The organism is Gordonia sp. YY1 (genome assembly GCF_009872315.1).
GTDB lineage: Bacteria > Actinomycetota > Actinomycetes > Mycobacteriales > Mycobacteriaceae > Gordonia > Gordonia amicalis.
The window spans coordinates 656888-668590 of record NZ_WXYI01000001.1; the positions used below are offsets into that span (position 1 = coordinate 656888).

10 protein-coding genes and 1 pseudogene are annotated in these 11703 nt (G+C 67.1%); 2 read left to right on the forward strand and 9 right to left on the reverse strand.

The genetic code is table 11. The features are described 5' to 3' along the window. Nucleotides 1-85 precede the first annotated feature (85 nt). Nucleotides 86-1719 (forward strand): annotated as a pseudogene (locus BPODLACK_RS03000) (acyl-CoA synthetase). 215 nt (nucleotides 1720-1934) lie between these two features. On the opposite strand, the gene BPODLACK_RS03005 reads toward BPODLACK_RS03000, so the two are convergent. The 5 genes from BPODLACK_RS03005 to BPODLACK_RS03025 all read right to left on the reverse strand — a co-directional run bounded on the left by BPODLACK_RS03005 (nucleotide 1935) and on the right by BPODLACK_RS03025 (nucleotide 6261). Then, the gene (locus BPODLACK_RS03005; protein ID WP_159404678.1) at nucleotides 1935-3227 is read right to left on the reverse strand and encodes a competence/damage-inducible protein A; all 1293 of its coding nucleotides are present in this window, start codon (nucleotides 3225-3227) and stop codon (nucleotides 1935-1937) included. A gap of 10 nt (nucleotides 3228-3237) precedes the next feature. Next, the gene (locus BPODLACK_RS03010) at nucleotides 3238-4233 is read right to left on the reverse strand and encodes an IS481 family transposase (RefSeq protein WP_159404679.1); all 996 of its coding nucleotides are present in this window, start codon (nucleotides 4231-4233) and stop codon (nucleotides 3238-3240) included. Nucleotides 4234-4348: 115 nt separating this feature from the next. Then, entirely contained in the window at nucleotides 4349-5002 is a 654-nt protein-coding gene (locus BPODLACK_RS03015) for an RES family NAD+ phosphorylase (RefSeq protein ID WP_006436532.1), read from the reverse strand. Then, nucleotides 5002-5622 carry a hypothetical protein gene (locus tag BPODLACK_RS03020; RefSeq protein ID WP_006436533.1) on the reverse strand — a complete coding sequence of 207 codons (621 nt, stop codon included), beginning with the start codon at nucleotides 5620-5622 and terminating at the stop codon, nucleotides 5002-5004. Before BPODLACK_RS03020 ends, BPODLACK_RS03015 begins: the two co-directional genes overlap by 1 nt. Nucleotides 5623-5847: 225 nt before the next feature. Continuing rightward, complete coding sequence (locus BPODLACK_RS03025; RefSeq protein WP_006436534.1) at nucleotides 5848-6261, reverse strand: hypothetical protein; 414 nt, start codon at nucleotides 6259-6261, stop codon at nucleotides 5848-5850. A gap of 479 nt (nucleotides 6262-6740) precedes the next feature. On the opposite strand from BPODLACK_RS03025, the gene BPODLACK_RS03030 reads away from it, so the two are divergent. Further along, on the forward strand, nucleotides 6741-7319 hold the full coding sequence (locus BPODLACK_RS03030; protein WP_006436535.1) for a DUF2690 domain-containing protein: 579 nt from the start codon (nucleotides 6741-6743) through the stop codon (nucleotides 7317-7319). Nucleotides 7320-7636: 317 nt separating this feature from the next. On the opposite strand, the gene BPODLACK_RS03035 is transcribed toward BPODLACK_RS03030, so the two are convergent. The 4 genes from BPODLACK_RS03035 to BPODLACK_RS03050 all read right to left on the reverse strand — a co-directional run bounded on the left by BPODLACK_RS03035 (nucleotide 7637) and on the right by BPODLACK_RS03050 (nucleotide 11628). Then, entirely contained in the window at nucleotides 7637-8056 is a 420-nt protein-coding gene (locus BPODLACK_RS03035; RefSeq protein ID WP_159404680.1) for a hypothetical protein, read from the reverse strand. Nucleotides 8057-8107: 51 nt separating this feature from the next. Beyond that, on the reverse strand, nucleotides 8108-8362 hold the full coding sequence (locus BPODLACK_RS03040) for a hypothetical protein (protein WP_006436537.1): 255 nt from the start codon (nucleotides 8360-8362) through the stop codon (nucleotides 8108-8110). Nucleotides 8363-8784: 422 nt separating this feature from the next. After that, a complete protein-coding gene (locus BPODLACK_RS03045) occupies nucleotides 8785-10317 on the reverse strand; it encodes a catalase (RefSeq protein ID WP_006436538.1) in 1533 nt (510 codons plus the stop codon). A gap of 93 nt (nucleotides 10318-10410) precedes the next feature. After that, nucleotides 10411-11628, reverse strand: coding sequence for a CaiB/BaiF CoA transferase family protein (locus BPODLACK_RS03050; protein ID WP_006436539.1), 1218 nt, complete (start codon nucleotides 11626-11628; stop codon nucleotides 10411-10413). Nucleotides 11629-11703 lie beyond the last annotated feature (75 nt).

The window sequence follows — 11703 nt, forward strand, 5'->3', positions numbered from 1 at the left end:
TGGTGACGCCCGTGACCAACCGCGGGGTCACCCGAGCCGACCCGTGGGCGCGGACAGCGGCTCCCGCCGCGAAAGGTGGGTGGACATGGTCTCGGTGACCGGTGCGGTCGGGACTGCCGTCGAACAGGTGCAGGACGCCGTCGGAGCGTTCAAAGTGCTCAAGCGCTCGGGGCTGCTGGACCCCACACGCCCCAAGGAGCTCCTGACAACGGTCAAGCGCGCGAAGATCATCGGACCCTGCGCCTCGGTGGTGGCACACGGGGCGGACGAGTACCCGGAAGCGGGTGCGGTCGCCGACGAACGCGGCGAACTGACCTACGGCGAGTTGAACGCGAACGCCAACGCGCTCGCGAACCACCTCGAGGCCTCCGGCGTCGAGCGAGGCTCGGTGATCGGAGTGATCGCCCGCGATCACCGGGGCCTGCTGACGACGATGAGCGCCGCGGGAAAGGCCGGTTACCGACTGGCCATGATGAACACCGGATTCGGCAAGACCCAGTTCGTCGAGGTCGCCGAACGCGAGAAGATCGTCGCGATGCTCTACGACCAGGAGTTCACCGACCTCGCCGATGCTCTGCCTGCCGAGACGCTCCGGATCGTGACCTGGGTCGACGGCGAGCGTCCGGTCCCCGAGGGGGTTCGCACCCTCGACGACATCGTCGCAGACGGGGACACGGCGACGCCTCCGGAACCGGACTCGTCATCCTCACGAGCGGCACGACCGGTCTGCCCAAGGGGGCACAACGTTCCAAGCTGTCGCCGTTCTCCAGTGCCCTCCTGCTCGACCGCATCCCGTTCCCGCAGCGCGGCACCATGGTGATCGTCTCGCCGATCTTCCACTCCACCGGTTTCGCCCTCTGGGGTGTGGGGACAGCGCTGGGCAACAAGACCGTCGTGATGCGACGGTCCGACCCGGAGAAGACCCTGGCCGCGCTCGCCGAGCACAAGGCGGAGGTGCTGGTCGCGGTGCCGACGATGCTGCACCGCATGCTCGCTCTCGGACCCGATGTCATCAAGAAGTACGACACGTCCGCGCTGCGGATCATCGTCATCGCGGGATCGGCTCTGTCACCGGCGCTTTCGGAAGCGGTGCAGGACACTTTCGGTGACGTCCTCTACAACCTCTACGGGTCCACCGAGGTGGCCGTCGCCTCGGTCGCGCAGCCTAAGGAGCTGCGACTCGCGCCGGGCACGGTGGGCCGCCCGCCGGTCACCAGCCGGCTCGCACTCTTCGACGACGAGGGCCGTAGGATCTCCGGAACCAACGTCCGCGGAAGACTTTTCGTCCGTAACGGCGCACCCTTCGAGGGGTACACCGACGGACGGAACAAGGAGATCATCGACGGCTACATGTCGACGGGTGACATGGCGCGCTTCGATGAGCACGGCCTGCTGCACATCGACGGCCGCGACGACGACATGATCGTCTCCGGCGGCGAGAACGTGTATCCGCTCGAGGTGGAGAACCTCCTCGCCGAACACCCGGACATCGACGACGTCGCGGTGATCGGCGTGGACGACGACGAATTCGGGAAGCGGCTGCGCGCCTTCATCGTCGCGGCGCAGGACGCGAACCCGTCACCCGAGGACATCAAGGCGCACGTGAAGGCCAATCTGGCGCGGTACAAGGTGCCACGTGACGTCGTCTTCGTCGACGAGTTGCCGCGCAACCCCACGGGCAAGCTCGTCCGCCGGCAGTTGCCCGCCGGGCCGCTGTAGGTTTCGACGAGCTCAACCGGCAGGGGGGAGAGCTCAACCGGCAGGGGGGAGAGCTCAACCGGCAGCCGGTGGCGAGCGCGGGCGAGCCGATACTGCCACGTGACCACGCTCGTTGAGCCGGTAGCGAGCGCCAGCGAGCCACCGCGTCGAAACGACGAGCAACCGCCACACAGGGGCCGCTCCACCAGTAGCAGGGGACAACTCGACAAGGGAGGTCAACCGGCGGCGGGGCTTCTCTCCAGCTGCGCGACGACCAGGTGCAGCGCGGCGGTGGTGGTGAGGGAGCGGACCCGTTCCCGGTCGCCGGGGAAACGTCGCGTGACCGTGTAGGTCGGGCAGCCCTTGACGGCGACGCCGAAGCAGACGGTGCCGACCGGTTTGGCTTCGGTGCCGCCTGCGGGTCCGGCGATCCCGGTGGTCGAGACCGCCACATCGGACTTCAGGCGACTCAGAGCTCCCTCGGCCATCGCGGCGGCGACCTCCTCACTGACCGCCCCATGCGAGGCGATCAGTTCTGCGGGCACGTCGATCAGGTCGGACTTCGCCTCGTTCGAGTACGACACGACGCCGCCCGTGACGTAGGTGGAAGAACCGGGGCGGTCGGTCAGCCGCGCCGCGATGAGCCCGCCGGTGCAGGACTCCGCCGTGGCGATCAGCCGTCCGTCGAGCGTCGCAATCAGCTGATCCTCGATGGTCGAGCCATCGGTCGAAAAGATCTGTCGCCCATGGTGTTCGGTGAGGAAGGTCAGCAATTGCCGGTAGATCGCGGCATCATCGGCGGCGAAGCGGGTGACCATGTCGAGTTCCCCGCGGCGCAGACAGGTGGTGATCTCGAGGGCGTCGAATCCCGGGATCGAGTCCTCGGCACGACGCAATGTCTCGGCGAGTTCGGCCTCGTGCAGTCCGTACGCCCGGATGGTCTCCTGCGTGAGGTCGTCGGCCCGGGACAGCACCTCGGCGATGGCGGGTGAGGCGATCGCGGTCGGCCACATCGCCTGCAGCTCGACGGGTGGGCCGGGCAGGATGAGGATCGTCGGCAGCGGCTCGTCGGGTGTCGCGGGGACGGCGACGCCCGGTGCGGTGCCGGTGGGCGGTATGGCGGTGGCGCCGGCGGGAACGTGGGCCTGCTTGCGGATACCGATCCGGGTCGGCCCGTCGTCGAGGTCCACGGTGTCGGGCCGCCAGCGCCGGATGATTCCGGCGATGTGGTCCTCGAGTGCGGGGTCGAGCTGCAGGTCGCGTCCACAGAACTCGGCAACCGTCACCACGGTGAGGTCGTCGGCCGTGGGACCGAGGCCTCCGCTGGTGACGATGAGATCCATCTGCTGGTCGGCGAGGAAGCGCAGCTGGGCGGTGAGGTCGGCGGGCCGGTCACCACAGATGGTGATGTGGGCGACGTCCACCCCCAGCTCGAGGAGCTGCTCGGACAGCCACGGCCCGTTCTGGTCGGCGATACGCCCGGTCAGAACCTCGGTTCCGGTCACCACGATGCCTGCGCGCACACTCACGGGATCGAGCCTAGTTGTACTGACGACCCGAGAGGTTGGGTACGCGGCTGGCTGGTGGTTGTCCTCCGAGTGCTGTGTGACCGCGGTGGTGATTGTAGTGATGCAGCCAGATCGGGAACTGTGCGCAGCGTTCGGTGTCGCTGGTGTAGAGCCGGTCGTAGGCCCATTCGTCGGCCAGGGTGCGGTGAAACCGTTCGACCTTGCCGTTGGTTTGCGGCCGATACGGCCGGGTTCGACGGTGGATGATCGATGGCCCGAGCGCACCGGAGAATACATGCGACTTGTAGCAGGAACCGTTGTCGGTCAACACTTTCCGCACCTCGATCCCGCACTCGGCAAACCACTGCTGGGCGCGCAGCCAGAACTGAGCGGCGGTCTCTTTGCGTTCATCGGTCAGGATCTCCGAGTACGCCAACCGTGAGTGGGCATCGATGGCGGTGTGCAGGAAGTGATAGCCGCGCACGGGGGTGCGGTACTTGTTCTGCTTGCCGCTGCTCTTGTCGGCTCGGCTGTTACGGCGTCCGGCGGTGCGGCCGAGTTTGCGCCAGCCACCGCCGGCAGGGATCTTGCCCAGTTTCTTGACGTCGACATGCACCAACTCACCCGGCTGATCAGCGGTAATACGGCGGATCACGCGCCCGGTCGGACGGTCCAGCCAGCGCAAACGAGCCAGGCCGTAGCGGGACAGCACCCGGTGCACAGTGGAAGGGTTCAGACCGAGCAGGTAGGCGATGCGGGCTGGTCCCCAGCGGCGTAGGACGCGGACTTTGATGATGCGTCGTTCGGTGCGGGTCGGTGTGCGATTGGGGCTGCGATGCGGGCGGCTGCTGCGATCGACCATCCCGGCCGGCCCGTGTTCGCGGTAGCGGCGGGCCCAGCGTTGGGCGGTGGTCGGGGCGACCTGAAAGCGTTCAGCGGCACGGCGAATCGACCAACCATCCTCCACGACACGTCGAGCAAGACGTAGGCGACCCAGTTCGGTCAGTGGGGCGTTGCGGTGGGACACGAAGACCTCCGAGTTGAGCGGTGCTTACCTAGGCAGTTCGCACTTCCTCGGAGGTCTTCGTCATGTCATCCCGCCACGCCGTACCTAACGTCCGTGGTTAGTGCAGCTAGGGACCTCAGACGACGCCGTAGCCCAGGCGTCGCGCGGCGCCGGCGATGCGAGCGGCGAGGTCGGGGTGGGTCAGGGGAAGGGACAGTTGCGGCCGGTGCGGCATGGCGGTCGCGGCCGGGGTGAACAGGGCCAGGCAGGGTGTGCCAGCGAATCGGCTGTTGTAGCGCAGGCCATCGATGTCGGGGTGGGCTTCGACGATGTGGCGGGCCCAGCGTTGGGTGATGCGGTGTTGGCCGGTCGACAGGGCGTAGGTGCCGCCGGCGCGGGTGGCCCAGGCGCCGGCGCTGTCGGTGGCAATGTCGATCACGGTGACGGGGCGGGCGAACGACAGTCCGGTGAGGTAGGGCTGCTCGCGGGCTCGGTCGATCGTGCGGTCGGTCTGGAAGGCCTCGACCAGCGCGCCGTCGGGGGTGGCGGCGCCGTACCAGACGCTTCGGCCGGTCGTGTCCTCACCGGTGGGTGAGTGGTGGGGGTCGAACCGCAGCACCGGGCCGTAGGTGCGGAGCGCGTTCCATGCCAGGACGTGGTTGCCGGCGGTGCGGTGCACGCGCCACCACACCTCGTCGATGCCGATGACTCGGACCTCGTCGCTACGCAAACCGAGGGCCCGAAGGTCTTCCGGTGCCGGCGGGTCAGGCAGCATCGGGGCTGGGGCCATCAGGCGGTCCAGTCGGCGAGTTCGAGCAGCTCGAGGACCGCCTCCACCGGTTCGCCGTGCAGCAGCCACTGCTTAACCGAGCTGGGCCGCCCATCGATGGAGAGCTGCGGGTGCGGCGACTCGAGGAATCCGGCGATCGCGGTGGCATGCAGTCCCCGAGTCAGCAGCCGCGGAAACACCCGCTCCAAGCCGCGGACGAACTCGATGCCGTCAGACTCGGTGTCATCAGACTCCGTGTCATCAGAGTCGGTGGTGTGGTGGAACTGCGGCGCCGGGAACACCCAGGAGCCGCCGTCGTCGAGCGCCCACAGCGTGTGGTTGAGACGCCGTTGACGTACCCGCGAATCCGAGACGCCCAACACGGCTGCGGCTTCCGCTGCGCTGTAGGCGGTGCTGTAGAGCCGCGCCATGTGCCCAGTCGTCTCCGCGGCGATCTGGGCGTAGTTCTCAGGGTCCTCGGTGAACCCTGCTGCATCGAGTAACCGGGCCTCGCCCTCGGTCAGCCGCGCCGCCCACGGTCGCTGCGCCGGCAATGTGCGCAAAGCCAAGACCAGATCCTTTCGAGCCATGCCGAAGCGGTCACGCAACAGCTCGTCGAGGTCCTCATCAACAGTGGACATCTCCTGCCCCTTCGCTCTGTCCTAACGGTTACAGATCTATTCTGTCACCGTTAGCACGGTAGGGCAAGTGTTCCCGTGCGCTCCAGGGGGTCGCGACGCCGATCAATCTACGTCGACGTCGCGCCCGTCCTATCCACATCAGACCGGGTGAGCGTTGCGATGCCCTACGGGGCGCTGCTCGTCATCGTGGGTGCACCGGTGGAGCGATCAGGGGCCCTGTGTGGATCATCGGCGACACTGCCACGAGTGCGCCCAGTTCGGGTTGGTGGTCACCGCGTAGGCACCGCTGCCGTACTTGAGTCGGCACGCACTGTTGGCGTCGACGGGACCGTTGTTGAAGTTGCCGAGGGCGGGGATCGTGCACACCCACGAGTAGGCGCTGTAGAGGTTCCAGGGCCCGGCGCTGGAGAGCACGTTGGTGCGATGCTTCCAGTTGCACCACCCCGCGAAATCGGGATTGCCCAGCACGGTGGCAGCCTGTACGGGGGCCGGCGGTGAGATCACCGCCTGAGTTGCGCCGGAGGCTGTTGCGATGGCGATCGCGCACGCAGCGGTGGTGAGGATCTTCTTCGTGGCGTTCTTCGCCTTGCTGTTCGCGGCGCCGAATCCGGCAGGGCGGGTCGTGGAGATCGATGACATGAGGGGTGTCCTTCCTGCGAGCGCCCGACGCGATCGCGCCGGGGCGGCGATGACATAACCTGTTCACCCGTCCATCCAGAAGGCCTCTGGACAGGATGGACAGTGGATGACCGCTCGCACCGCCACCCTGTTTGACTCCCCGCCCGATAGGAGCACCCGGTGACCGACCCCGACACTTCCTCACCCGGCGTTAACGGCGATTCCGTGGAGCAGTTCCTCACCGATCTCCGCCAACTCCGCGAACGACAGCCATCGCTGAGCTACGAGGCACTGGCTTCCAGGGCGAGGAACCGCGGGTACTCCAGGAGTAGTTCGGCGATGCACGCCGTCTACCGAGCCGACAAGCTGCCGACGCGCGAGACGGGTTCCGCCTTCGTTGTCGCCCTCACCGACGCCGCGACCGCGAGGAGTTCGACACGCGGTGGGTTGAGCTCAACGGCGGCGGCGACCCCGCAGCCTCCGACGAGGTCGACGGGTCGATGGTCCCGCCCCGTACTGCACCCGAGGTCGACGACGCTCAGGACCAGAAGCCCGAACCAAAGGGAACGCGCCGGGTGTGGTGGTGGGTGGTTGCGGTGCTCGTCGTCGTGATCAGCAACATCATCACGTGCCTGGTCACCATCGCCGTCGTGCGGCCAACGACGACCGACACCGCAGCAAACGCACCGGAGTCCGCGGGCGCGCCTCCGGCCGAACCCGTCCGCAACGGAATGAACCCCAACCAGCTGCCGCGCTGCCTTGACGACGTCCAGACCGTCGACAGCGCGACGAATGAGGCCTTCACCGTCAAGGTGAACTTCTCCGAACACTGCAACGCAGCGTGGGGCAAAGTCGAACGGATCGACGGTCGCGGCCTGGGCAACACAATTGGGATCCGCATCTACCCCGCCGCGGCGCCCGCCGACAGCACCACCGCGCAGCGAACCTCCGAGCGGGATGCCACCGCAGCGTTCACCCCGATCCTCGTGCGCACCGACCCCACCGAACGCCTCTGCGTGGAAGGCACCGTCACCGACGGCGCACGCACGATCCCCGCCGCCCGGCCCGTGTGTCTGTGACCTCCGTGGGCCGCGCCGACGATCGCGCAGCCGGGTCCGGCGAGCATGGCCGGAACACCTCGCACCCAGGTCGTAGACGTGTCGACGACCGAAAGTTCGAGCAGGGGATCGCGCACTCGCAGGCCGATGATCGCCAGGATCGCGACCCCGCACCCGAAGATCACGATGTCCCACACTGACCAGTCCCCGAAGAGGGCGGGCATGAGGGATTGCGATGAGCGCCAGCACAGCGCTGAGAGCGTCGCCGACATCCAGGGCGTTGCGATCGATCCGAAGCCAGGTCCACACCCAACCCAGGACGCCAACGCCGAGGCCGGTCAGGCGAGCGCAGCCGAAGGGCGATCGGTTCGTGTCGTCGAGTACATGGCCGCGGCGACGGCGAAACCGCCGGCCAGCATCACCAACAGCGACAGGCCCGGTCCAGACACCGGGATCAGCGCACCGAGGACCACCAGCGCGGCAATCGTGTTGGTGGTGGCGCGCAGGCGGGCCTGCTTGAGGGCCACCAGGACTGCGAGAGAGGCGGCCGCGACTGCGAGGCCGACCGGGATCAGCCACCGTCCGTAGGCGGCGCTCACGTCGAAGAGACCGCACAGGGTGATCACTGCCCCAACGAGCAGAGCGAGCGCACCGGCGGCCAGCGAGACGATCATGGCCAGGGTGAAACGCTCCTTCGGCGGCCCCAGATAATCGCGCCGCCACAGGACCCCGATGACAACGCTGATGACGGTCAGCACCACGACCAGAGCGCTCAGCAGCGCGTACTCGACCGGGCTGGCGTGGGTCAGTCAGACCTGTCCGGACAGGCGGGTGCCGGCGTTGAGGGTTTCGGTGTCGAGGCGGATCGGGCTGAATTCCTCGCCGGTCTCGCCGTCGACGGTGGGGTCGGCGTCGGGCAGGTCGTTGCTGTGGCTGGTGGATTCCTGTCCGAGGATGGTGTGCACCGACCCCGGTATCGGACCATCCGGCGGTGCTGTAGGGAGTAGGTGCAGGGTGTCGGCGGTGACCGGGATGACTTTGGAGACCACCAGTTTTCCGGACATGACCCGCGCGTTCGCGGCACCGCCGACAGCCGATCAGCGGCACCAACGTCTTGAGTTCGCGTTCCTGTTCGGGGGTCATCTCGCGGGTCCAACGGAGGTGTCTCTGCTGGTTGGACCGGTCGGTGGGGGCGGGTTTCGACGCGACGCCTCGCTTCGCTCGGTGTCGGCTCAACCGGCGTGTCGCGTGGTGCCGAATCCGGAGCTTGCGGAGGATGCGTCTCCTCCCGCTCCCTGAGGAGCGTCCGGAGCTTGCGGAGGATGCGTCTCGAAGGGCCTGGCGAGTTCGTCTCACCAGGCCCTTCGAGGCTCGTCGCTATCGCTCCTCGCACCTCAGGGAGCGAGGGGGGTGGCGCTGTCGCTCCTCGCACCTCAGGGAGCGACGGGCGCTGTCGCTCGTGGCCAAGGAGCAGTGGCGTTGCGCATCAAGCCTTTTCGGCCTTCGCCTTCTCCTGCGCCGACGACCGTGCCGGGTTGCCCTGGTCGTCCTTCTTCGGGTCGGACTCGTCCTTCTTCTCGGTGACACCCGATTTGATGCGAGCACCGATGTCGGGATCGACCCGGTGCCAGTACTCGAATGCGCGCTGCAGCACGGGTTCGGAGACACCGTTGAGGAGATGGCCGACGACGTTGTCGACGAACCGCTCTCGCGCGTCGTCGTCGAACACCTCGCGGACGAGCGTGCCGGCCTGCCCCCAGTCGTCGTCCTCGGGATGGTCGACGTAGGCGCTGCGCAGGATCTCACCGTTGGCCGCCCACTGCGGTTCGCCCTGACCGGGATACAGCGCAGAGGGGCCGCCCTTGGAGTTGGGCGCGTAGACCGGGTCGGTGACGTTGTGGATACGCATCGCGCCGTCCTTGGAGTACGAGTGGACCTCGTTCTTCGGCGCGTTCACCGGGATCTGCTTGTAGTTGCCGCCGAGTCGATGTCGATGCGCGTCGGCGTAGGAGAACACCCGTCCGAGCAACATCCGGTCGGGGCTGAAGCCGATACCCGGGACGACGTTGTTCGGTTCGAAGGCGGCCTGCTCGATCTGCGTGTGGTGATCGACCGGATTGGTGTGCAGCGTCATCTTGCCGACCTCGATGAGCGGGTAGTCGCCATGCGGCCACACCTTGGTCAGGTCGAACGGATTGAAGCGGTAGCTCACCGCGTCGTCGAACGGCATGAGCTGGACCTTGAGCGTCCATCTCGGATGATTACCCGCGGCGATGTTCTCGAACAGGTCCCGGGTATGGAAATCGGTGTCGGCAGAGGCCATCTGGTCGGCCTCGTGCTGAGTCAGGTGTTCCACGCCCTGATCGGACTTGAAATGATACTTGACCCAGTGCTTCACGCCCTCGGCGTTGACCCACAGATACGTGTGCGAGCTGTAGCCGTTCATGTGTCGCCACGTCTTCGGGATGCCGCGGTCGCCCATCAGCCAGGTGACCTGATGAGCGGACTCGGGCGACAGCGTCCAGAAGTCCCACTGCATGTCGTGGTCGCGAAGGTTGTTGTCCTGGCGGCGTTTCTGGGAGCGGATGAAGTGCTGGAACTTCATCGGGTCCTTGACGAAGAAGATCGGCGTGTTGTTGCCGACCATGTCGTAGATGCCTTCGGATGTATAGAATTTCAGCGCGAATCCGCGCGGATCACGCCAGGTGTCGGGGCTGCCCCGTTCACCGGCCACCGTCGAGAACCGCGCCATCATCTCGGTTTTCACACCCGGCTGGAACAATGCGGCACTGGTGTAGGCCGAGATGTCCTCGGTGGTCTCGAACGTCCCGAATGCGCCGCTGCCCTTGGCATGTGGCTGTCGCTCGGGAATTCGTTCGCGGTTGAACTGGGCCATCTGTTCGATCAGATAGTGATCGTGCAGGACGATGGGTCCTCCGGCGCCGACCGTCAGGGAGTGTTCGTCACTCCCGGCCGGTGCACCCGAGTCCCGGGTTGTGTACAGCGAATCGTCGGACATATCGCCTCCGAGAGGTCGTCGTATCCGTGCAGAAAATGCGCGACCCGAGGGCTGCAGGTCCGCTTTGCCGATCCTACGCTGAGGGAATGATCGTCACGGCTGCTCGTCGGCGGTGATCCCGAACTCGCGGAGCACCGCTTCGGTGTGTTCGCCGAGTGCCGGTACCGGTCCCATCGCCAGTTCGACGTCGTCGAAGGTCATCGGCGGCAGCACCGCTTTGATCGGGCCCACCTCGGTGTCGACATCCCGCCAGCGGTCGCGTTCGCCGAGCTGGGGATGCGCCACCACGGCCTCGAGGTCACGGATCTCGGCGGCGGGCACCCCCGCGTCGGCGAGGCGGCGGTCGAGTTCTTCGGTGGTGAACCGCTTGGTCTCCGCGGCGATGATCGCATCGACCTCCGCTCGACGGGAGACGCGGTCGATGTTGGTCTTGTACCGCGAGTCCTCGGCGAGGTCGGGGCGTTCGAGCACGACGCGGGTCAGCGTGTCCCACCCGCGGTCGTTCTGGACGCCGATGAGGATGGTGCCGTCCTGGGTGGGGTACTTGTCGTAGGGCACGATCGCTGCGTGGCCGAGGCCCGCCCGGGCGATCTGGCGTCCGCCGTAGAGCCGCATGTACATGGGGTGACCCATCCATTCGACCGTGGCGTCGAACATCGACACCGACACCCGTGCGCCGACGCCGGTGGTGGCCCGGCGGAACAGTGCCGACAGCACCGACGTGAGGGCGTACATGCCGGCGGCGATGTCGGAGGACGGGATGCCGGTCTTGGTCATGTCCTCGGGGGTGCCGGTCACCGAGATGAGACCGGTTTCGGCCTGGACGAGCATGTCGTAGGCCTTGCGATCGCGGAACGGTCCCGCGTCGCCGTAGCCGGACATGTCGATGACGATCAGTTCCGGATGGTCGGCGCGCAGGACGTCGGCGCCCAGCCCGAGTCGGGCCGCGGCGCCGGGGGCGAGATTCTGCAGGAAGACGTCCGCACCGGCGATGAGCGTCCTGATCGCATCGCGCCCGGCGTCGCTCTTGAGGTCGAGTTCGACCGATTCCTTGCCTCGGTTCAGCCAGACGAAATGTGAACCCGCGCCGCCGCGCACCGCCGAGTCGTATTGGCGGGCGAAGTCACCCTCGCCGACGCGCTCGACCTTGATCACCCGCGCACCGAGGTCTGCCAGATGCCGGGTGGCCAGGGGGGCGGCGACGGCCTGTTCGAGGGCGACGACGGTGATTCCCGCGAGTGGCAGCGTGGCAGTGTCGGTGGAGTGCGGCAGCGGGGCACGGCCCGAGGTGGGCGACTGGTCCGAATTCACCGGCCAAGGATCACCCGCGCCCGTCCGGTTCGTCAACGAGACCCCGCCGCCATGCACGTCATGACGACGATCGCG

Bases quoted from the DNA above. Each gene is read 5' to 3' on its own strand.
- BPODLACK_RS03045 (WP_006436538.1), bottom strand. From the start codon at position 10,317: ATGTCCGACGATTCGCTGTACACAACCCGGGACTCGGGTGCACCGGCC.
- BPODLACK_RS03040 (WP_006436537.1), bottom strand. From the start codon at position 8,362: ATGTCCGGAAAACTGGTGGTCTCCAAAGTCATCCCGGTCACCGCCGAC.
- BPODLACK_RS03020 (WP_006436533.1), bottom strand. From the start codon at position 5,622: ATGTCCACTGTTGATGAGGACCTCGACGAGCTGTTGCGTGACCGCTTC.
- BPODLACK_RS03015 (WP_006436532.1), bottom strand. From the start codon at position 5,002: ATGGCCCCAGCCCCGATGCTGCCTGACCCGCCGGCACCGGAAGACCTT.
- BPODLACK_RS03030 (WP_006436535.1), top strand. From the start codon at position 6,741: ATGGTCCCGCCCCGTACTGCACCCGAGGTCGACGACGCTCAGGACCAG.
- BPODLACK_RS03025 (WP_006436534.1), bottom strand. From the start codon at position 6,261: ATGTCATCGATCTCCACGACCCGCCCTGCCGGATTCGGCGCCGCGAAC.